The organism is Streptomyces sp. NPDC050546 (assembly GCF_044457425.1).
Lineage (GTDB): Bacteria > Actinomycetota > Actinomycetes > Streptomycetales > Streptomycetaceae > Streptomyces.
In genome coordinates this window covers 114,953-136,273 of sequence record NZ_JBITGX010000001.1, presented here as the reverse complement: position 1 = coordinate 136,273, position 21,321 = coordinate 114,953, and the positions used below count along the sequence as shown (strand labels likewise).

General features: G+C 71.7%; 17 protein-coding genes and 1 pseudogene. 14 read left to right on the top strand and 4 right to left on the bottom strand.

What is annotated here, in order from left to right; genetic code table 11:
• The first annotated feature begins 66 nt into the window (after nucleotides 1-66).
• From ACIBK5_RS00655 to ACIBK5_RS00645, 3 genes are all read left to right on the top strand, one after another.
• Nucleotides 67-1,179 (top strand): NAD(P)H-dependent flavin oxidoreductase, encoded by a 1,113-nt coding sequence (locus ACIBK5_RS00655; RefSeq protein ID WP_399014705.1) that lies wholly within the window; start codon nucleotides 67-69, stop codon nucleotides 1,177-1,179.
• The gene (locus ACIBK5_RS00650) at nucleotides 1,176-2,726 is read left to right on the top strand and encodes an acyl-CoA synthetase (RefSeq protein ID WP_399014702.1); all 1,551 of its coding nucleotides are present in this window, start codon (nucleotides 1,176-1,178) and stop codon (nucleotides 2,724-2,726) included. Before ACIBK5_RS00655 ends, ACIBK5_RS00650 begins: the two co-directional genes overlap by 4 nt.
• A gap of 102 nt (nucleotides 2,727-2,828) precedes the next feature.
• A complete protein-coding gene (locus ACIBK5_RS00645; RefSeq protein WP_399014700.1) occupies nucleotides 2,829-4,088 on the top strand; it encodes a DUF418 domain-containing protein in 1,260 nt (419 codons plus the stop codon).
• Nucleotides 4,089-4,131: 43 nt separating this feature from the next.
• On the opposite strand, the gene ACIBK5_RS00640 is transcribed toward ACIBK5_RS00645, so the two are convergent.
• Nucleotides 4,132-6,558: an acylase gene (locus ACIBK5_RS00640; protein ID WP_399014698.1), complete on the bottom strand. Its 2,427-nt coding sequence runs from the start codon at nucleotides 6,556-6,558 to the stop codon at nucleotides 4,132-4,134.
• 154 nt (nucleotides 6,559-6,712) lie between these two features.
• Between ACIBK5_RS00640 and ACIBK5_RS00635 the strand changes: the two genes are divergently transcribed.
• From ACIBK5_RS00635 to ACIBK5_RS00625, 3 genes and pseudogenes are all read left to right on the top strand, one after another.
• Nucleotides 6,713-8,236 carry an acyl-CoA synthetase gene (locus tag ACIBK5_RS00635; protein WP_399014696.1) on the top strand — a complete coding sequence of 508 codons (1,524 nt, stop codon included), beginning with the start codon at nucleotides 6,713-6,715 and terminating at the stop codon, nucleotides 8,234-8,236.
• A 61-nt stretch (nucleotides 8,237-8,297) separates the two neighbouring features.
• Nucleotides 8,298-9,140, top strand: a complete 843-nt coding sequence (locus tag ACIBK5_RS00630; protein ID WP_399014693.1) for an alpha/beta fold hydrolase — start codon at nucleotides 8,298-8,300, stop codon at nucleotides 9,138-9,140.
• Nucleotides 9,141-9,205: 65 nt separating this feature from the next.
• Nucleotides 9,206-9,473 (top strand): annotated as a pseudogene (locus ACIBK5_RS00625) (alpha/beta fold hydrolase); the annotation flags it as partial.
• A 2-nt stretch (nucleotides 9,474-9,475) separates the two neighbouring features.
• Here the strand turns inward: ACIBK5_RS00625 and ACIBK5_RS00620 are convergent.
• Together ACIBK5_RS00620 and ACIBK5_RS00615 are read right to left on the bottom strand one after the other, a co-directional pair.
• Nucleotides 9,476-11,365, bottom strand: coding sequence for a sulfatase (locus ACIBK5_RS00620; protein ID WP_399014691.1), 1,890 nt, complete (start codon nucleotides 11,363-11,365; stop codon nucleotides 9,476-9,478).
• A 115-nt stretch (nucleotides 11,366-11,480) separates the two neighbouring features.
• On the bottom strand, nucleotides 11,481-13,100 hold the full coding sequence (locus ACIBK5_RS00615) for an acyl-CoA synthetase (RefSeq protein WP_399014689.1): 1,620 nt from the start codon (nucleotides 13,098-13,100) through the stop codon (nucleotides 11,481-11,483).
• Nucleotides 13,101-13,275: 175 nt separating this feature from the next.
• Between ACIBK5_RS00615 and ACIBK5_RS00610 the strand changes: the two genes are divergently transcribed.
• The 8 genes from ACIBK5_RS00610 to ACIBK5_RS00575 all read left to right on the top strand — a co-directional run bounded on the left by ACIBK5_RS00610 (nucleotide 13,276) and on the right by ACIBK5_RS00575 (nucleotide 19,910).
• On the top strand, nucleotides 13,276-14,076 hold the full coding sequence (locus ACIBK5_RS00610) for a crotonase/enoyl-CoA hydratase family protein (protein ID WP_399014687.1): 801 nt from the start codon (nucleotides 13,276-13,278) through the stop codon (nucleotides 14,074-14,076).
• A 43-nt stretch (nucleotides 14,077-14,119) separates the two neighbouring features.
• Nucleotides 14,120-15,061 carry a Zn-ribbon domain-containing OB-fold protein gene (locus ACIBK5_RS00605; protein WP_399014684.1) on the top strand — a complete coding sequence of 314 codons (942 nt, stop codon included), beginning with the start codon at nucleotides 14,120-14,122 and terminating at the stop codon, nucleotides 15,059-15,061.
• Complete coding sequence (locus ACIBK5_RS00600; RefSeq protein WP_399014683.1) at nucleotides 15,058-16,122, top strand: thiolase domain-containing protein; 1,065 nt, start codon at nucleotides 15,058-15,060, stop codon at nucleotides 16,120-16,122. The genes ACIBK5_RS00605 and ACIBK5_RS00600 overlap by 4 nt, the downstream gene beginning before the upstream one ends.
• Nucleotides 16,119-17,285, top strand: coding sequence for a thiolase domain-containing protein (locus ACIBK5_RS00595; protein ID WP_399014681.1), 1,167 nt, complete (start codon nucleotides 16,119-16,121; stop codon nucleotides 17,283-17,285). Before ACIBK5_RS00600 ends, ACIBK5_RS00595 begins: the two co-directional genes overlap by 4 nt.
• 106 nt (nucleotides 17,286-17,391) lie before the next feature.
• Nucleotides 17,392-17,634, top strand: coding sequence for a DUF397 domain-containing protein (locus ACIBK5_RS00590; protein ID WP_382488474.1), 243 nt, complete (start codon nucleotides 17,392-17,394; stop codon nucleotides 17,632-17,634).
• Nucleotides 17,635-17,797: 163 nt separating this feature from the next.
• A complete protein-coding gene (locus ACIBK5_RS00585) occupies nucleotides 17,798-18,700 on the top strand; it encodes a universal stress protein (RefSeq protein ID WP_399014679.1) in 903 nt (300 codons plus the stop codon).
• Between the two features lie 40 nt (nucleotides 18,701-18,740).
• Nucleotides 18,741-19,340, top strand: a complete 600-nt coding sequence (locus ACIBK5_RS00580) for a CGNR zinc finger domain-containing protein (RefSeq protein ID WP_399014676.1) — start codon at nucleotides 18,741-18,743, stop codon at nucleotides 19,338-19,340.
• 72 nt (nucleotides 19,341-19,412) lie between these two features.
• Nucleotides 19,413-19,910, top strand: coding sequence for a hypothetical protein (locus ACIBK5_RS00575; protein WP_003987988.1), 498 nt, complete (start codon nucleotides 19,413-19,415; stop codon nucleotides 19,908-19,910).
• A gap of 74 nt (nucleotides 19,911-19,984) precedes the next feature.
• On the opposite strand, the gene ACIBK5_RS00570 is transcribed toward ACIBK5_RS00575, so the two are convergent.
• Nucleotides 19,985-21,124, bottom strand: a complete 1,140-nt coding sequence (locus ACIBK5_RS00570) for an aminoglycoside phosphotransferase family protein (RefSeq protein WP_399014674.1) — start codon at nucleotides 21,122-21,124, stop codon at nucleotides 19,985-19,987.
• Nucleotides 21,125-21,321: the final 197 nt, after the last annotated feature.

The window sequence follows — 21,321 nt, the reverse complement described above, 5'->3', positions numbered from 1 at the left end:
TCTTGAATCTGACGGAGCATCAGAAAAACCCTTCCGTCCTCCGGAGGACTCCGGCATCCTGCGCCCATGCAGACGGAGCTGAGCCAGAAACTGGGAGTCGAGCACGCCGTCTTCGGCTTCACGCCGTTCCCCGCCGTCGCCGCGGCCATCAGCCGGGCCGGCGGCTTCGGCGTGCTCGGCGCGGTCCGCTACACCGCCCCCGACGAGCTCAAACGCGACCTGGACTGGATCGAGGCGCACGTGGACGGCCGGCCGTACGGCCTGGACGTCGTGATGCCGGCGAAGAAGGTCGAGGGCGTGACCGAAGCGGACGTCGAGGCGATGATCCCCGAGGGGCACCGGCAGTTCGTCCTGGACACCCTCGCCAAGCACGGTGTGCCCGAGCTCGCCGAGGGCGAGGCGTCCGGCTGGCGCATCACCGGCTGGATGGAGCAGGTTGCCCGCAGCCAGCTCGACGTCGCCTTCGACTACCCGATCCGGCTGCTGGCCAACGCCCTCGGCTCCCCGCCCGCCGACGTCATCGCACGCGCCCACGACCAGGACGTGCTCGTCGCCGCCCTGGCGGGCAGTGCCCGGCACGCCCGCAAGCACCAGGACGCCGGGATCGACATCGTCGTGGCGCAGGGCTACGAGGCCGGCGGCCACACCGGCGAGATCGCCTCCATGGTGCTCACCCCCGAGGTCGTCGACGCCGTCGCCCCGCTGCCCGTGCTGGCCGCCGGCGGCATCGGCAGCGGACAGCAGGTGGCCGCCGCACTCAGCCTCGGCGCTCAGGGCGTATGGCTGGGCTCCATATGGCTGACCACCACAGAGGCGGACCTCCACTCGCCCGCCCTGACCCGCAAACTGCTCGCCGCCGGCTCCGGCGACACCGTCCGCTCCCGCGCCCTGACCGGCAAACCCGCACGCCAGCTGCGCACCGAGTGGACCGACGCCTGGGACGACCCGGCAGGACCCGGCACCCTGCCCATGCCGCTTCAGGGCCTGCTGGTCGCCGAGGCCGTCTCACGCATCCAGAAGCACGAGGTCGAACCGCTGCTCGGTACCCCGGTCGGGCAGATCGTCGGCCGCATGAACAGCGAACGCAGCGTCCAGGCCGTCTTCGACGACCTCACCCGCGGCTTCGAACAGGCCGTGGACCGCGTCAACCGCATCGCCGGAAGGAGCGGCCAGTCGTGAGCACACCCGCAGTGGGCTTCTGGGCCCAGGCCACACAGGACCCCGGCCGCAGCGTGCTCGTCGCGCCCGACGGCGAGGAGTGGACCGCCGGGCGCCTGCACGCCGCCGCCAACCGGCTCGTGCACGGTCTGCGCGCCGCCGGGCTCGAACGCGGCGACACCTTCGCCGTGGTCCTGCCCAACGGCGTCGAGTTCCTCATCGCGTATCTGGCCGCCAGTCAGGCCGGGTTCTACCTCGTCCCGGTCAACCATCACCTGGTCGGACCGGAGATCGCGTGGATCGTCTCCGACTCCGGCGCCAAGGTCCTCCTAGCCCACGAGCGCTTCGCCGACGCGGCACGCCACGCCGCCGACGAGGCCGGCCTACCGGCCACCCACCGGTACGCCGTGGGCACGGTCCAGGGCTTCCGGCCGTACGCCGGACTCCTCGACGGACAGCCCGAGTCGGCGCCCGCCGACCGCACCCTCGGCTGGGTCATGAACTACACCTCGGGCACCACCGGCCGCCCACGCGGCATCCGCCGCCCCCTGCCCGGCAAACCGCCGGAGGAGGCCTACCTCGGCGGTTTCCTCGGCATCTTCGGCATCCGGCCCTTCGACGGCAACGTGCACCTGGTGTGCTCGCCGCTCTACCACACGGCCGTCCTGCAGTTCGCCGGAGCGTCCCTGCACATCGGCCACCGGCTGGTCCTGATGGACAAGTGGACGCCCCAGGAGATGCTCCGCCTCATCGACCACCACCGCTGCACCCACACCCACATGGTCCCCACCCAGTTCCACCGTCTGCTGGCCCTGCCCGACGAGGAGAAGGACCGCTACGACGTCTCCGCCATGCGGCACGCCATCCACGGCGCCGCGCCCTGCCCCGACCATGTGAAGAGGGCCATGCTCGACTGGTGGGGCCCCTGTGTGGAGGAGTACTACGCGGCAAGCGAGGGGGGCGGCGCCTTCGCCACCGCCGAGGACTGGCTGAAGAAGCCCGGCACCGTCGGCAAGGCCTGGCCCATCAGCGAACTCGCGATCTTCGACGACGACGGCAACCGGCTGCCGCCCGGTGAACTCGGCACCGTCTACATGAAGATGAACACCGGCGGGTTCTCGTACCACAAGGACGAGGCCAAGACCCGCAGGAACCGCATCGGCGACTTCTTCACCGTCGGCGACCTCGGCCACCTCGACGAGGACGGCTATCTCTTCCTGCGCGACCGGAAGATCGACCTGATCATCTCCGGCGGCGTCAACATCTACCCGGCCGAGATCGAGTCGGCCCTGCTCGCCCACCCCGCCGTCGCGGACGCCGCCGTCTTCGGTATCCCGCACGACGACTGGGGCGAGGAGGTCAAGGCGGTCGTAGAGGCGGCCCCCGGACACCGGCCCGGACCCGCCCTCGCTGCCGACCTCCTCGACCACTGCACGCACCGGCTCGCCGGGTACAAGCGGCCCAGGAGCGTCGACTTCATCACCGAGATGCCCCGCGACCCCAACGGCAAGCTGTACAAGCGGCGGCTGCGGGAGCCGTACTGGGAGGGCCGGAACCGACCGGTGTGAGGTGACGCGGCGGCTTTGGTCGCACAGACGTCATCCTTTGGTCGGAGGGCGCTCGCCCTCCGGCCGATGTCCCGCCGTGTCCCGCTTCCCTAGCTTGACGACATGACGATAGCGACCGAAAAGGGCCCGCTGCGGCGGGGCGCCGTACGGCCGGGCGAGCGAGCACTCGCCCCCGATCTCGCACGCGGGATCATGCTGCTGGGCATCGTGCTGTCCAATACCGCCTTCCATCTGTGGGCGGCCCGGCGCGGGCCCTCCGGATGGCAGCCTGTGGACGGCTCGTGGCTGGACCACGCCGTGCAGTTCACCATGATCATCGTGCTCGACCTGCGGGTCTATCCGCTCTTCGCCTTCCTCTTCGGCTACGGCATGACGCAGCTCTACCTCCGCCAGACCGCCGCCGGCACCGACGGGCGCGACGCCGCGAAGCTCCTGCGCAGGCGCAGCCTCTGGCTGATCGTCATCGGTCTCACGCACGCCGCCCTGCTGATGGCGGGGGACATCATCGGCTTCTACGGAGTCCTGAGCCTCGTCCTCGGCCTGGCCTTCCTGCGGCGCGGCGAACGCGCCCTGAAGTGGTGGATCTGGATCGGGGTCGCCCTGATCGTGCTCGTCTCGGCCGGACCCGCCCTCTCGGCCCTGTTCCGCGGCGAGCTGGGCACGTTCGGCGACGCCGGAGCCGACCCGGGCTTCAAGGCGTACGCGGCGGACGAGGCGAACTGGCATACCGCCGCCGGCACCCGGTTGCGGACCGGCCTGTTCATCACCTTCGTGGCCGCTCCGCTGACCCTCGTCGGCGGTGGGTTCATCCTCTTCCTGCTCGGCTTCTGGGCCGCACGGCGCCGCGTCCTGGAGGAACCGGGCCGCCACCGGCCGCTGTTGCGCCTGACGGCGCTGCTCGGCATCGCGGCCGGCTGGCTCGGCGCGCTGCCCGCCGCACTCGCCCACATCGGCGTCCTGCACGTCCCGGACGACACGCAGAGCGAGTCCGGAGCGCTCACGGTGCTCCGCGACATCACCGGCAACGCCGCGGGCCTCGGCTATGTCGCGGCCGTCGCCCTCTTCACGCACTGGTGGACCACGCGCACGACCCGGCGCGGTGCGACGGCGGTGACCGCGGTGGCCTCGGTCGGCAAACGGTCCCTGTCCTGCTACCTCGCCCACTCACTGCTCTTCGCCCCGGTGCTGGCCGCCTGGGGACTCGGCCTCGGCGAGCACCTGGGCAGTGCGACCATGGCACTCTTCGCGTTCGCTGTCTGGCTGGTCACGGTGGCCGGAGCGTACGCCCTGGAGCGCGCCGGACGCCGGGGTCCCGCGGAAACGGTGCTGCGCCGGCTGATGTACGGCCGCCGGGCGGGCTGAGCGGGGTGCCGCCCCACCGGGAGCGGCACCCCACCCGGCACGGTCAGCGCCGCTCGTGCACGCGGACGACCTTCAGCTTCGGCGAGGACAGGATGTCCTTCTCGCAGAAGCGCGACGTCACCCACTTCTCACCGGAGAACAGCCGCGTCTGATCGGCGAAGTGCGGCGACTCGGGGTTCGACGACTGGGAGTACGTCAGCAGGGTGCGGGCCACCGGACAGCGACTGCCGTCCCAGCCCACCGCCTGGAGGTGACTGGAGCCGAACGGCACCTCCGTGTAGCCACCGCCGGCCGCGTCCCACGTCGGCTGGATCACGTTCCACACACCGAGCTGCCCCGCACCGCCCGGCACCGGAAGGCGCTTGCCGTCGCGGACGACGAACTGGTGCGCGCCGAGCGGCGCGTCGAGCGCGATGCCCGCCGCCCGCAGCTCCGTCACCGTGTCGGCGAGGGCGGTGGCGACGCCGGGAGCGTCCGTGTTCAGGGTGCGCGGGGTACGTACCGGGTCGGCGGCCGAGAACGGTACCTTCCACAACTGCTCCGGAGGCACGGCCTGTTCGAGTTTCCGCCAGAACCGGTCGAAGAGCAGCGCTCCCCGGCTCCCCGTGTCCATGGTGCGGTCCCACGCCTTCAGCACCCCGCAGGCCTCCGACACGTCGACGGACGTGCCGTCGTTCCCCGTCGCCTTGGCACCCGGCAGCGCGGCACACGACCGTGCCACGTCCTCGGCTGCGAGATCACCCGCGGGCACCCGGTTGGCGAACTGCTGCCGCTGCAGGTCGCGCACGGTCAGACGGCCCTTGTCCGCCATCGCCGCCACGTCCTCGAGCCCGCCCCGTGTGCGCAGGCCGAGTTGTGTGCCCACCGTGCCGAAGACCCGCTCGTAGCCGGTGATCGGCCGGTCGGCGTTGGTCATCCACGCGGTGCCGTTCGAGTTCTCCACGTACGGCGCGTTCTTGAGCGTCGGCATCCGCGCCGGGCCGAAGATGCCCGGCCCCACGGCGTCGGGATCGCTGCCGAGGGCGCAGTCGCCGCGCGAGCCGTCGAGGATCGCGATGCCGGACGCCGGATACGTGGTCCTGCCGAGCTCCGTCGAGCAGCGCTCCGCCAGCCCGTCGGTGATCCGGGGGAGTACCTGGGACTGGGTGTAGAGGGAGTGTCCCGCCCGGTCGGCGGCGATCGTGTTCACCCAGGGGATGCCCTGGTGCCGGTCGAGGGACGCGAGGACCTCGTCCGTGCTCCGTGCCTTGCCGAAGCCGAGCGAGGTGTCGGCGAAACGGAGGTTGGCGGCGTTCGGGTCGTACAGGGCGTACGCCGTAGTGCCGGTCCACGGCAGCGGGACCTGCGGGCTGAGGGAGGTGACGACGGGGCCGTAACGGGTCCACCACTGGGTGCGGGTCACCGGCGCGCCGTCCTTCACCGCTACCGTCACGGTCCGCTTCCTCATCCGCTCCGGCTCGCCGTCCACGAGGTACGTCGTGGGATCGGCCGGATCCAGGGTCAGCCGGTGGAAGTTGGCCGGAATGCCGGTCGAGACGGTGTGGCTCCAGGCCACCTGCGCGTTGAACCCGATGGAGATCGCCGGGGTGCCGAGCAGGGAGCCGCCGGAGACGTTCAGCTCACCGGGGATCGTCTGCTGCGACTGCCAGAACCGGCGCCCGCCCTCCCAGGGGTAGTGCGGATTGCCGAGCAGCAGACCGCGGCCGTTCGCCGTCGTGTCACCGCGGAAGGCGACCGCGTTGGAGCCCATGCCGGGGTCTCCCCACAGTTCGTCCGCCGCTTTCGCCACGGCCTTGGCGTCGGGCCTGGGAGCGGCGGGACCGCTCCCGGCGGCCGGGGCTCCGGCCGGGGGCCGCGCGGTCGTGATCGTGTCCACGAAGCGCCCCTCGCCGGCGATCGAGGCGATGGCGAGACCACGGGCCGCCACATCGAGCTCGGTGACCGGCCGAACCCAGGAGGCGCCCGCACAGGCGGGATCCGTGATCTTGTTCTTCTTCAGCCAGGCGTTGTAACCGGCCGCCCAGCCGCGCATCATGCCCTTGGCGTCGCGGCTCGGGCCGACGGGAGCGGGCTCGGCGAGCACCTTCTCCACGGTGCGGCTCTCACGGACCCCGCGGAAGTACAGGTCACTGGCGAGGTTCGTCCGGGCCCCGGACAGGGCGCCGTCGGCCGCCGTGTCGGCGCCGAAGTACCGGGAGCGCTCGCCCCGCAGCGTCACGAACCCGTCGGCGAGCGTGCAGACCTCGTCGGCGGCCTGCGCCCAGCCCGTGCCGAAGCCCAGGTCGGCGTAGTTCTTCGCGAGGATGTGCGGGATGCCGTACTCGGTGTAGCGGATGACGGCGGACAGGCCGTCACGGGAAGGGTGCTGCTCCGCTCGCCCCTGGCTCGGGGCGGCGGCCGCGGGTAACGCGGACGCGGCGGTGAACAGGGCCGTGGCCCCGAGGACGAGGCGTCTCAGGCGGCTGCGCATGTGCCCTCCAACATCGTTGAGGGAAAGGAGACTTGAGCGTACAAATGTTCTGGGTTCATACGTCAGTACCATCACAGCGGACGCCTCTGGCGACGGCAGGGTTGAGCCGGTCGGTCCTTGACCTCCCCGGGCGGCCGACCGAGGATCACTTGTCATGACGACGCCCGGACACGGCAGCACGGTCGACGGAGTCCTACGGCGCAGCGCCCGGCGCACACCGGCGCGCGTCGCGGTGGAGTACGGCGAACGCACCTGGACCTACGACGAACTCGACACCGCCGTATCCCGCGCGGCGAGCGTCCTCCTCGACCAGGGCCTGTCCCCCGGGGACCGGGTCGGCGCCTACGGCCACAACTCCGACGCCTACCTGATCGCCTTCCTGGCCTGTGCCCGGGCCGGCCTGGTGCACGTACCCGTCAACCAGAACCTCACCGGCGACGACCTCGCCTACATCGTCGGCCAGTCCGGCAGCTCCCTGGTCCTCGCCGACCCGGACCTCGCCGGCCGGCTCCCCGACGGCGTACGGACATCGCCCCTGCGCGACGCCGGAGACTCGCTGCTCGCGCGGCTGGCCGAGGCGCCCGTGTACGACGGCCCCGAGCCACGCCCCGAGGACCTCGTGCAACTGCTGTACACCTCCGGCACGACCGCACTGCCCAAGGGCGCGATGATGACGCACCGGGCCCTGGTGCACGAGTACCTGAGCGCCATCTCGGCCCTCGACCTCAGTGCCGGCGACCGCCCCGCGCACTCGCTGCCCCTCTACCACTCGGCGCAGATGCACGTCTTCCTGCTGCCCTACCTCGCGGTCGGCGCGACGAACATGGTCCTCGACGCACCCGACGGCGACCGGCTCCTCGACCTGGTCGAGGCGGGCCGCGTGGACAGCCTGTTCGCCCCGCCCACCGTCTGGATCGCCCTGTCCAACCGCCCCGACTTCGCCACCCGCGACCTGGGCGGCCTGCGCAAGGCCTACTACGGGGCGTCGATCATGCCGGTCCCCGTACTGGAACGGCTCAAGGAACGCCTCCCGAAGCTCGCCCTCTACAACTGCTTCGGCCAGAGCGAGATCGGCCCCCTCGCCACGGTCCTCGCCCCCGAGGAGCACAAGGGCCGCCTGGACTCCTGCGGCCGTACCGTGCTGTTCGTCGAGGCGCGCGTGGTCGACGAGGACGGCGAGGCCGTACCCGACGGCACCCCCGGCGAGATCGTCTACCGCTCCCCGCAACTGTGCGAGGGCTACTGGGACAAGCCCGAGGAGACCGCCGAGGCCTTCCGCGACGGCTGGTTCCGCTCCGGCGACCTCGCGGTCCGCGACGCGCACGGCTACTTCACGATCGTCGACCGGGTGAAGGACGTCATCAACTCCGGCGGCGTCCTGGTCGCTTCACGCCAGGTCGAGGACGCCCTCTACACCCACCCCCGGGTCGCCGAGGTCGCGGTCGTCGGCCTCCCCGACGAACGCTGGATCGAGGCCGTCACAGCCGTCGTCGTCCCGCGCGGCGAGGTCACGGAGGCGGAACTGATCGACCACGTCCGCGAGAACCTGCCGCACTTCAAAGCGCCGAAGAGAGTGTTCTTCGTGGACGAACTCCCGCGCAACGCCAGCGGGAAGATCCTCAAGCGGGAGCTCAGGAAGGACCTGGGAGGCGGGACGGGGGCGGTAGCCTCCGGGTAGCGGCACGAGAGGCTGACAACTCCGTTGCCACCGGCCGTGCTCGCGCCCGATGATCGACGGCATGCCGATCTTCAGCGCCCCGGACGGGACCCGGCTCGCCTGCCACCTCCGCGGCCGGGGCGAGCCGCTCGTCGTGCTGCCCGGCGGCCCCATGCGGGCCTCCGCGTACCTGGGAGACCTGGGCGGACTGGACGCGCACCGGCAGTTGGTCCTCCTCGACCTGCGCGGCACGGGCGGGTCCGAGATCCCGGCGGATCCCGCGACGTACCGCTGCGACCGGCTCGTGGACGACGTGGAGGCGTTGCGGCGCCACCTGGGCCTGGAGCGGATGGACGTGCTCGCGCACTCGGCGGGCGGGAGTCTCGCCATGCGCTACGCGGCCCGGCACCCTGAACGGTTGGGACGGCTGGCGCTGATCACCGCCACCCCGTGGGCACTCGGCATGCCCGCGACGCCCGAGGACCGGCTGGCCGCGGCCCGGCAGCGCACGTCGGAACCCTGGTTCACGGACGCGTTCCCGGCGTTCGAGGCGTGGCTGTCCGGCACCGGGGACTTCGACCCCGTCTTCGTCCCGTTCTTCCACGGGCGGTGGGACGACACCGCCCGGAGCCATGCCGAGCGCGAGGAGGACGAGACCAACGACGACGCGGCGGATGTGTACGGGGCGGACGGCGCATTCGACCCGGACGCGACACGCACCGGGCTCGCCCGGGTCGCGGCACCGGTACTCGTCCTGGCCGGAGAGATGGACGGTGGTCCGAGACCCGCCCTCGCCCGGCGCACCGCCGACGCCTTCCCGGCGGCCGAGTTCGCCGTGCAGCCCGGCGCGGGACACTACCCCTGGCTCGACGACCCGGAGTGGTTCGTGCGGCGCGTGACCGCATTCCTCTGCGGACGGAAGTGAGAGGTCCTTCTGCCGTGGGCAGAGCGAGCCCGGCCGGCCGGGCTCACCTCGCTGGCGTGCCCGGCATGGACACAGAACCGCGTACCGTACGGGCGAACGGCATCACCCTGGCCTACCGCGCCTGGGGGCCGCAGGACGCGCCGCCCGTCCTGCTCCTCCACGCCCGCGGGGCCGACGGTGCCGACTGGTCCGGGATCGCCCCCGCCGGCCGCCGGGCCCCGCCGGGTCCACGCCCCGGACCTTCGCGGACACGGCCGCAGCGACTGGCCCGGCGACTACGCCTACGAGACCATGCGCGACGACGTACACGCCTTCCTCGGTCGTGCTGGACTTCCTCAGCCCTGCGGGCCGTACGCCGTCATGAAGCGGTCGCGGAACTTGTCCATGCCCCACCGGGGCGCGTTCTCCGCGGGCTTGAGGCCGTCGGTCCAGCCCCAGTCGGCGACCCGGTCCAGGACCTTCTTGTCCTTGGCGACGATGGTGATCGGCACGTCCTTGCCGGTGTCCCCGGCGGTGACGGTCGGCACCGGCTGGTGGTCGCCGAGGAAGACGAGGACCGTGTCCTCGTCGCCGTAGCGCTCCAGCCACTCGGTGAGGCTGCGGATCGAGTACTCGATGGCCTTGCGGTACTCGGTGCGGACCTTCTCCGGGTCCTTCCAGACCTCCGTGGGGTTGGTGCCCTCCTTCTTGATCTGGTGGAACACCGAGCCGTCGCCGAGGTCCTCCCAGTCGATCATCTTCGCGATGGGCGACCAGGGGTTGTGGCTGGAGGCGAGGATGATCTCCGCCATGATCGGCTCACGGTCCTTCTTGCCGTGCTCCAGACGCTGGAAGGCCTCCATGCTGAACTGGTCGGGCACGGGCGTCCAGCTGAAGTACGGGCCGTGGTAGCCGAGGTGCTCGGAGTCGTAGATGTGGTCCAGGCCGAAGTACTTCCCCTCCGGCCAGGCCCGGCGCACCCCGGGCACCACACCGACGGTCCGCCAGGCCTTCGTCCTGCCGAAGTAGTTGGTGAGCGTCATACGGTCACTGGTGGTCAGGCTGCGGTACCGCTGCTGGTTCTTGATCCACAGCCCGGACAGGAACGTCGAGTGGGCGAGCCAGCTGCCCGCGCCCGTCACCGGCGACTGCAGCCAGCCGCTGCGCGACTCGAAGCCGGCGGTCTTCAGCGAGCTGGTGCCCTCCTTGAGCACCGAGTCGATCCGGGGCGCCATCGCCGGGTCGTCGATCGCGACACGGCCGTAGCTCTCGATGAAGGTGAACAGCACGTCCTTGCCGCGCAGCCCCGTGAGCAACTGGTCGGGCGGCGTCTTCGCGAAGGCGTCCCTGGCGGCCTGCTTCCGGAACACCCGCGCGTCCTTCAGGCCCGCTTGCACCTGGTCCACCCGGTTGCCGATGAACTCGGCGTTGCCCTTGGTGGCGAACGGCACGCTGCCGACCTGCACGCCCAGAGTCATCGCGGTGATCCACGCCGTGCCGAGGACCAGTGTCGTACGGGCGGCGACGGGACGGTGGCTGACCATCAGGTTGGTCAGCCGCACCACGGCGAGCGTCGTGAGGACCAGCACCGCGACGAACAGGACGATCACACCGGTCACGGCCAGCACCTGGCCGGTACGCCCGAACGTCTCCCTCAGGAAGTCCGTGCCGTTCTCGATCAGTATCCAGTCCAGGACCAGATCGAAGGGCCGGGCCAGGATCTGGTAGAAGCCCATGTCGACGAATTTCAGGATGGTGACCAGCCCGAGGAACGCACCCGAGACGACCGCCGTGATCCGCCGGGCCCGCGGCGGCAGCGCGAGCAGCAGACCCGCGAGCAGCACACCCTCGGCGGGGATACGGACGAACGAGGCGAACTCGATCTTCTCCATCTGGTTGGGCATCAGGAGCGCGAAGAACACGAGCGCCCCGGCGAGGACGGTCGTCCCGACGCTGACACCGCGTGCCGTACGGGGATAGCGGCGCCGCCAGCCGAACCAGCCGGGCTTCGTCACGTCCGGTGTCTCTTCGGGAGCGGCTTCATGTGCGACGTCGACGTCCGGGGTCTCCTCGGGGGCGTCCGCCGCGACGTCGACGTCCGGGGTCTCCTCGGGGGCGTCCGCTGCTGTGTCGGTGCCGTCGCCGACCGGTTCCTCCGTGACGGCGTCACCGCCGGCGTCGTCTTCCGGTTCCGCCCCGCCCCCGGCCGGGTCCGATTGCTGACGGGAGCGAGTGAAGAGCGACACCCGGAGGTCCTTCCGTGCGGTCTTGCTAGGCATGGCAAACAGAGCCCGGTGAACCGAGCCTGCCACCACCAGTACGTCCGCACGTCACCTTAGGTTCAAACGACAGGCCGGAGAATCACCCGTCCGCCGCCACCGCCACCTCCCGCGCCCACCGGTAGTCCGCCTTGCCGCTCGGCGACCGCCGGACCGACTCCGCGATCACCAGCTGGCGCGGGATCTTGTAGCCGGCGAGCCGGTCACGGCAGTGCGTCCGGATGTCCTCCAGCGACGGCCGCACCGCCCCCTGGCGCAGCTGCACCACAGCCGCCACATGGTGGCCCCACTGGGGATCCGGCACCCCGGCCACCAGCGCGTCGTAGACGTCCGGGTGTGACTTGAGGGCCTGCTCGACCTCCTCCGGGTACACCTTCTCGCCGCCGGTGTTGATGCACTGCGAGCCGCGCCCCAGGACGGTGACCACGCCCTCCTCGTCGACCGTGGCCATGTCGCCGAGCAGCACCCACCGCTCGCCGCCCCTCTCGAAGAAGGTCCCGGCGGTCTTGGCGGGGTCGTTGTAGTAGCCGAGCGGCACATGTCCGCACTGGGCGATCCGGCCCACCTCGCCGGGCGCCACCGGTTCGTACGTGGCCGGGTCCACCACCTGCGTCCGGGCATGAACCCGGATCCGGAAGCCACGCTCGGGCCCCGAGTCCTCGGTCGCCGTGCCGTTGAAACCGGACTCCGACGAGCCGAAGTTGTTCAGCAGCATGGCGTTCGGCACCAGCTCCTGGAACTGCCGGCGCACCGTGTCCGACATGATCGCGCCGGACGACGACACGCTGAACAGCGACGAGCGGTCGATGTGCTTCAGCGGGCCGGCCAGCGCGTCGATCAGCGGCCGCAGCATCGCGTCGCCCACCAGCGAGATGCTGCTGACCCTCTCCTTCTCCACGGCCCGCAGCACCTCCTCGGGCGCGAACTTGCGGTGGATCACGACCCGCTGCCCGAAGTTGAAGCCGATGAACGCCGTGAGGGTGGAGGTGCCGTGCATCAGCGGAGCGGTGGGGAAGAAGGTGATCCCGGCCCCACCGGCCGCCACCCGCTCGGCCAGTTCCTCCGGCTTCTTCACCGGCTCACCGGTCGGGGCGCCCCCGCCGAGACCCGCGAAGAACAGATCCTCCTGCCGCCACATCACACCCTTGGGCATACCGGTCGTACCGCCGGTGTAGATGATGAACTGGTCGTCCGCCGAACGCGCCGGGAAGCCGCGCGCCGGCGACCCCGCGGCCTCGGCGTCCGCGAACTCCGCACACGGCACCTCGGCGGCACCCCGCGCGGGCGCACCCACCCGGACCAGATGCCGCAGCCTCTCCGCCCGCGGCCGTGCCGCCGCCACCCGGTCCGTGAACTCCGCGTCGAAGACCAGCGCCACCAGATCCGCGTCCCGGTAGAGGTACACCAACTCCTCTTCCACATAGCGGTAGTTGACGTTGACCGGGACGATCCGGGCCTTCAGGCAGCCCAGCACCGTCTGCAGATACTCCACCCCGTTGTAGAGGTGGAGGCCGAGGTGCTCACCGGGCCGTATCCCGCTGTCGAGCAGATGGTGGCCGACGCGGTTGGCCGCCGCGTCCAGCTCCGCGTATGTCAGACGGCGTTCCGCGCCCGTGCCGGGATGGTCGGCGTACACCAGTGCCTCACGGCCGGGGACGACGTCGACGACCGACTCGAACAGGTCGGCAAGGTTGTACTCCACCGCTCCTCCTGACCCGGGACGTGCCTGGCATCGGACGGTTCGCCGGTCATCAGAGCAAAGGGCGGTCCAACTGTGAAGGGTCCGCGCGAAGAAAACTGACTACCTGTCAGAAAACCCTTGAAGTGCCTCACGCCCTACTGCAACCTGTTCTCGTTCTTCGAGAGGGGAGTTGGCCATGGGTGGGACCGAACACCTCACCGTGCAGCGCGAAGGCGCCACACTGGTGCTCACGCTCAACAGGCCGGAGGCCAGGAACGCGCTCTCGCTGCCGATGCTCGTCGGCCTTCACGACGGCTGGCTGGAGGCCGACGCGGACGACTCCGTCCGCTCGATCGTCTTCACCGGCGCGGGCGGCTCGTTCTGCTCGGGCATGGACCTCAAGGCGCTCGCCGGGAACGGCATGGCCGGCGAGGAGTACCGCGACCGGCTCAAAGCCGACCCCGACCTGCACTGGAAGGCGATGCTGCGCCACCATCGCCCCCGCAAGCCGGTGATCGCCGCGGTCGAGGGATACTGCGTCGCCGGCGGCACCGAGATGCTCCAGGGCACCGACATCCGCGTCGCCGGTGAATCGGCGACCTTCGGCCTGTTCGAGGTGAAGCGCGGCCTGTTCCCCATCGGCGGCTCCACGGTCCGGCTGCAACGCCAGATCCCGCGCACCCACGCCCTGGAAATGCTCCTCACCGGCCGCCCCTACAGCGCCCGCGAGGCCGCCGCCGTCGGCCTGGTCGGCCACGTCGTCCCCGACGGCACCGCGCTCGCGCGGGCACTGGAGATCGCCGAACAGATCAACTCCTGCGGCCCGCTGGCCGTCGAGGCCGTCAAGGCCTCCGTCTACGAGACCGCGGAGATGACCGAGTCAGACGGCCTCGCCGCCGAACTCACCCGGGGCTGGCCGGTGTTCGACACCGCCGACGCCAAGGAGGGCGCCCGCGCCTTCGCGGAGAAACGACCGCCCGTCTACAAGCGCGCCTGACCGCCCCTCCCGTCCGCGCGCCTGACCGAAGGAGCCCTGTGGCATGCCCGAAGTCCTCAAAGCCCCCCTCGTCGTCGAGTTCCCCTTCACCCGCTCCCTCGGCCCCGTCCAGAGCGCCTTCCTGACCGGCCTGCGCGAACGCGTCGTGCTGGGAGTACGGGCGAGCGACGGCCGCGTTCTCGTCCCGCCGGCCGAGTACGACCCCGTCACCGCCGAGGAGATCCGCGACCTCGTCGAGGTCGCCCCCACCGGCACGGTCACCACCTGGGCCTGGAACCACGACCCACGCCGCGGCCAGCCCCTCACCACCCCCTTCGCCTGGGCCCTGGTCCGCCTCGACGGCGCCGACACCGCCCTCCTGCACGCCCTCGACGCCCCGGGCCCCGACGCCGTGCACACCGGCATGCGCGTCCGCGTCCGCTGGGCTGAGGAACGCACCGGAGCCATCACCGACATCGCCTGCTTCGAGCCCTACGACGGCGACCCGCCGCAACCCACCTGGACCACCGGCGAATTCGAGGACCCGGTCACCGGCATCGTCGCCGCCGCCCGCCTCGACTACACCTACTCGCCCGGCCGTGCCCAGACCGCCTACATCAACGCCCTCGGCGGCCGGCGCACCGTCGGAGAGCGCTGTCCCTCCTGCCGGAAGGTCTACGTCCCGCCCAGGGGCGCGTGCCCCACATGCGGGGTCGCCACGGCCGAACAGGTCGAGGTCGGGCCGCGCGGCACGGTGACCACGTTCTGCATCGTCAACATCAAGGCGAAGAACCTGGACATCGAGGTGCCGTACGTCTACGCCCACATCGCCCTCGACGGCGCCGGCCTCGCGCTGCACGGCCGTATCGGCGGCATCCCCTACGACGAGGTCCGCATGGGGCTGCGGGTCGAACCCGTGTGGACGGAGGGCGCCCGCTATCCCGACCACTACCGGCCGACGGGCGAGCCCGACGCGGACTACGACACCTACAAGGAGCTGCTGTGACGAGCGCACCGCGGGACCGCGAGATCGCCGTCGTCGCCTTCGCCCAGACCGCCCACCGGCGCACCAGCGAGGAGCTCTCCGAGGTGGAGATGCTCATGCCGGTCCTGCACGAGGTCCTCGACCGGACCGGCCTGAAGACCGCCGACATCGACTTCACCTGCTCCGGCTCCAGCGACTACCTCGCCGGCCGCGCCTTCTCCTTCACCCTCGCCCTCGACGGCGTCGGCGCCTGGCCACCGATCTCCGAGTCCCATGTCGAGATGGACGGCGCGTGGGCCCTGTACGAGGCCTGGACCAAACTCCTCACCGGCGACGCCGACACCGCGCTGGTCTACTCGTACGGCAAGTCCTCGCCCGGACCGGTCCGCGACGTGCTGACCCGCCAGCTCGACCCGTACTACGTGGCACCCCTGTGGCCCGACTCCGTGGCGCTCGCCGCCCTCCAGGCACAGGCCCTCATCGACGCCGGCGCCACCGACGAGCCCGCCCTCGCGGCCGTCGCCGCCCGCAACCGGGAGGCGGCCGCCGCCAACCCGCACGCGCAGCTCAAGGGGCCCGTGGCACAGGGCGACTACCTGGTACGGCCCCTGCGCACCGGCGACTGCCCGCCCATCGGCGACGGGGCCGCCGCCGTGATCCTCGCGGCCGGAGACCGGGCCCGTGACCTGTGCGCACGCCCCGCCTGGATCCGGGGGATCGACCACCGCATCGAGGCCCACGGTCTCGGCGTGCGCGACCTGACCGACTCGCCCTCCACCCGTCTTGCCGCCGAGCGGGCCGGCGCCTTCGAACGGCCCGTCGACACCGCCGAGCTGCACGCGCCCTTCACCGCGCAGGAGATCGTCCTGCGCAAGGCCCTCCGGCTCGACGACGGCGTCCACGTCAACCCCTCCGGCGGAGCCCTCGCCGCCAATCCGATCATGGCCGCCGGTCTCATCCGACTGGGAGAGGCCGCCGCCCGCGTCCACCGCGGCGAGTCCGACCGCGCCCTCGCCCACGCCACCTCCGGCCCCTGCCTGCAGCAGAACCTGGTCGCCGTACTCGAAGGGGAGCCCCGATGAGCAAGGAGCCCGTGGCCGTCGTCGGCATCGGCCAGACCAAGCACGTCGCGGCACGCCGTGACCTGTCGATCGCCGGGCTGGTCCGGGAGGCGGCACGACGCGCGCTCGACGACGCCGAGCTGACCTGGGCCGACATCGACGCCGTCGTGATCGGCAAGGCGCCCGACTTCTTCGAGGGCGTCATGATGCCGGAGCTCTACCTCGCCGACGCGCTCGGAGCCGTCGGCAAACCCATGCTCCGCGTGCACACCGCCGGGTCGGTCGGCGGGTCCACCGCGCTCGTCGCCGCGAACCTCGTCGCGGCCCGCGTCCACGGCACCGTTCTCACCCTCGCCTTCGAAAAACAGTCCGAGTCGAACGCCATGTGGGGCCTGTCCCTGCCGATCCCCTTCCAGCAGCCCCTGCTGGCCGGGGCCGGCGGCTTCTTCGCCCCGCACATACGCGCCTACATGCGACGCAGCGGCGCCCCCGAGTCGATCGGCGCCCTGGTCGCCTACAAGGACCGGCGCAACGCGCTCAAGAACCCCTACGCCCACCTGCACGAACACGACATCACCCTGGAGAAGGTGACCGCCTCGCCCATGCTGTGGGACCCGGTCCGCTACTCGGAGACCTGCCCCTCCTCCGACGGCGCCTGCGCCATGATCCTCACCGACCGGGCAGGAGCCGCCCGGGCACCACGACCGCCCGCCTGGATGCTGGGCGGCGCGATGCGCAGCGAACCGACCCTCTTCGCGGGGAAGGACTTCGTCTCCCCGCAGGCCGGCCAGGACTGCGCGGCCGACGTCTACCGGCAGGCCGGGATCACCGACCCCCGCCGCGAGATCGACGGCGCCGAGATCTATGTGCCCTTCTCCTGGTACGAGCCGATGTGGCTGGAGAACCTCGGCTTCGCCGGCGAGGGCGAGGGCTGGAAGCTCACCGAGGCGGGCGTGACCGAACTGGACGGTGACCTGCCCGTCAACATGTCGGGCGGCGTCCTGTCCACCAACCCCATCGGCGCCTCCGGCATGATCCGCTTCGCGGAGGCGGCGCTCCAGGTGCGCGGACAGGCCGGGGAACACCAGGTGGACGGTGCCCGCAGGGTCCTCGGGCACGCCTACGGCGGCGGATCGCAGTTCTTCTCGATGTGGCTCGTGGGGGCACAGCCCCCCGAGTCCTGAAACGACTCCCGGAACGACTCCTGAAAGGTCCCCCTCACGTGCCCTGTTGGCCATGGGACACGATCGCTAGGCTGGCCGCGGACGACGAATCGGGAGGAGCACGGACGTGGCCGAGACCACCACCCAGCAGCGCCCGCTCATGGGCTGGGACAAGCCGGATCTGGACCTCACCAACGCGGAGTGGCAGTCCAGCAGCCGTGGCGTGGGGGATGTCCAGATCGCCTTCGTGGAGGGCTTCATCGCGATGCGGAACAGTGGCCGCCCGGAGAGCCCTTCCCTGATCTTCACGCCCGACGAGTGGGGCGCGTTCGTGTCGGGAGCGCGGGAAGGGGAGTTCGACCTCACCTGACGCGGGCCGGTTGAGCCGTCCCGGACGGCCGTGATCCGACGGCCGATCCGGGGGTGTTGTGCCCGCATTTCCGGACACGCGACCCGAGACATCCTCCCGGGGCCGGCGCCTGAGCCAGGCTGGCCCCCGGAAGGGACGGTCGTATCCCGGAGGTGAGGAACCCGTGAGCAACCTGCCGGTCATCGCGGCGGTCGACGGTTCGGACGACAGCCTGCGTGCCCTGGAGTGGGCCCTCGACGCCGCCCGCCTGCGTTCGGCGCCCCTGCGTGTGGTCCACGTACGCCAGTACGCCCACTGGGCACAGCCCGAGATCCTCGCCGCCGGACCGGCGGACCCACAGGACGACCCCGTCCTCGACAGGGTCCGCACCCGGCTGGAAGGACGCGCCGACCAGCCGGACACGGAGTACGTCGCACTGGAGGGCGTGGTCAGCGCCGTCCTGCCCGAACTGGGAGCCTCCGCCCAGCTGCTGGTGCTGGGTTCCCGGGGCCGTGGCGGCTTCGCCAGTCTGCTGCTCGGCTCCAACGGCATGGCCGCCGCCCGTGACGCCGAGTGCCCCGTCGTCGTGGTGCCCCGGGCCGCGGGTGACGTGCGGGACGAGACGTCCGGCGGCCCCGGCTCGCGCGTCGTCGTCGGCCTGAAGGTGGACGGCCCCGACGAGGCCACGCTCGAGTTCGCCTTCGCCGAGGCCGCCCGGCGCGGCGCGCGGCTCCAGACGGTCGCCGCCTACCCGTGGCCCGCGCAGCCCTGGATGATGCCCGGGGAGATGCCCCCGCCGGTGGTCGACCAGGACGTCATCGAGGACGAGGCCCGGATCCTCGCCGAGGGCTTCCTCGCCCCGTACCGCGAACGGCACCCCGATGTCCGGGCCGAGCCGCTCGCCGCTGCGGGCGACGCGGCCGGACACCTCGTGGCGGCCTCCCGGGACGCCGGCCTCGTCGTGGTGGGCAGGCACCGCCGGCACCTGCTGGCACCCGCCCGCATGATGGGCTCGGTCACCCACGCCGTCCTGCTGCACGCCGCGAGCCCCGTCGCGGTGGTCCCGCCGGCGCCGCCGGAGGACTGACCTCGGCGTAATGGATACGGGCAGGCCTATCATTAGCCCCATGCGGGAACCGATCAGCAGGGACACCCGGCTCGCCCTGGACCTGGCCCTCACCGTCCGGCACGACGGCGACGGCGGCGTAGCCGACGATCTGACCGACCCGGCGGGCCTGACCGCCTGGCTCCGGGCACACGCCGAGGTCCTGCCGGACACCGAGGCGGTCACCGCCGACGCCGCGCGGCTCGCCGCGGTCCGCGAGCTGCGTGCCGCCACCCGCGCGCTCTTCGCCCGCGCCGTGCGCCCCGGCGAACCGAGCCCCGCGGACGCGGCCCGCCTCCTGCCCGAGAGCGAGGCCGTGCGGCGCCTCAACGAGGCAGCCGCCCGCACCCCCACCGTGCCGGTCCTGCACTGGCCCCAGGAGGCCGGACCCGTCGTCCACCAGCGGCCCGTACACGGCGCCTACGACCTGACGGCAACCCTCGCGCACGCCGTGATCGCGTTCCTCGCGAGCCCCGACCGCGACCGGCTGCGAGCCTGCCACGCACCGCGCTGCGTGCGGTACTTCCTCAAGGAGCACCCACGCCAGGAGTGGTGCAAACCGTCCTGCGGCAACCGCGCCCGGGTCGCCCGCCATCACCAGCGGCACCGGGCGACGACCTGATGCCCTGTCGCGGGCCGACCGGGCCGCCGCCCGCCCGACACTTCGCAGGCCGGGGCACGTACCATTGGCGACATGTCGTTCCTCCGCCGCCGCAGCGCCACTCCCGCCGGGCCTGACTTCGACGTACTGGCCATGGACCCGGGCGACTGGCCCGGCAACCTCGGTGCGGGACTGCTGCCCGCCCCCGACGGCACCTGCCAGGGCGTCTTCCTGCGCTACGACCTGTTCGGCGGCCGCGGTCCCGCGATGATCATCGGCAATCTGCCGGAGGGCTCCCCGGCGCGCGAGGTCCCCGAGGGGCAGGTGCCCTTCGAGGTGGCCCAGCTGCTGCTGGCGCTGGAGAACGACGAGGAGGTCACCGTCGTCAGCACCGAGGACGTGCCGGTGATGCAGGGCGACAACCTCCTGATCGTGCGCCGCGTCAAGCTCTCCGAGGGCCGGATCTCCTGCGTGCAGTTCGACCGCAGCGACAACGTCCTGGTGACCATCGCAGCCTGGGACCGCCCCATCACGGATGATCTGTACGCCCTTCTCAAACCCCTGCCGGCTGAGCTGTTCCAGCAGGGCTGAACCGGCGGCGGTACGCCACACACGAAAGGGCCGCTGTGCGCCTCCCCAGGCGCACAGCGGCCGCTTCGTCCCCGTCAGCGAGTGCCGACCGCCGCGCGCACGGCCCGCCGGGCCAGCTGGCAGTCGTCGTGCAGCCGCCGCAGCAGCAGGCGCTGCTCCTCGCCGGACGGCGCAGCACCAGGGTGGGCCGGGCCCGGTGCCGCCGGGGCCGCGTCGTGCATCGAACGCTGCACGGCCGTCTCGTACGTACGGATCTCACGGGTCAGCACCAGCATCAGGTTCACCAGGAAGGCGTCCCTGGACGCCGGGCCCGCCGACTGGGCGATCTGGCTGATCTGGCGACGGGCCACCGGTGCGTCCCCGAGCACCGACCACAGCGTCGCCAGGTCGTAGCCCGGCAGGTACCAGCCCGCGTGCTCCCAGTCCACCAGCACTGGACCGGCTGGTGACAGGAGGATGTTGGACAGCAGTGCGTCGCCGTGGCAGAACTGGCCCATTCCCTGCCGCCCGGCCGCCTGCGCGATGCCGTGCAGCAGCTTCTGCAGATCGCCCAGGTCCCGGTCGGTGAGCAGACCCAGCTCGTGGTACCGCGAGATCCGTGCCGCGTAGTCGAGCGGGGCGTCGAACGTGCCCGCCGGCGGCCGCCAGGCGTTCAGCCGGCAGATCGCGCCCAGCGCGGCTCTGATGTCCGCCCGCGGCGGCGCCTCGGCCGGATGCCGCTGGAGCGCCGCCACCCGGCCGGGCATCCGCTCGATCACCAGTGTGCAGTTGTCCGGGTCCGCCGCGATCAGTCTCGGCACCCGCACGGGAGGGCGGTGCCGGACGAACGAGCGGTACGCCGCTATCTCGTGGTGGATCCGCTCGGACCAGGCGGGGGAGTGGTCCAGTAAACACTTGGCGACGGCCGTGTTGCGACCGGTCGTACCGACCAGGAGTACGGACCGGCCGTTGCGGCGCAGTACCTGCACCGGGGCGAACTCCGGGCAGATGCGGTGCACCGACGCGATGGCGGTGCGCAGCTGCGCGCCCTGGGGGCCGGACAAGTCGAGTCTTCCGCTGAGCGGTTGCGTTCCGAGGACCGCGCCGCGCCGTGCCCTGCCCGCACCGAGCACGGGGGCCGCCGGCCGCGCGGGGGCGAGGTAGGGGCCACTGTCCGCGGGACGCGGGTGCAGCGACCGGGGCGGTGCGGACACGGAGGATGATGCTGCGTACATGGGCGAGACAGATCCCTTCGTGTGCCTGCGACGACAGCGCACCACCCGGCCCGGACTCCCGGGTGCATCCTGGGGAATGTCCCTGCGGCGACCGGGTCGGGGTGGCGCGTTCCTACCTGACACCGGATGCCCGGTGGCACACCATCTGGCGAACCCTGGCGAACCCTGGCGAATAGTCGCCCGGCAAGTCTCCCCGG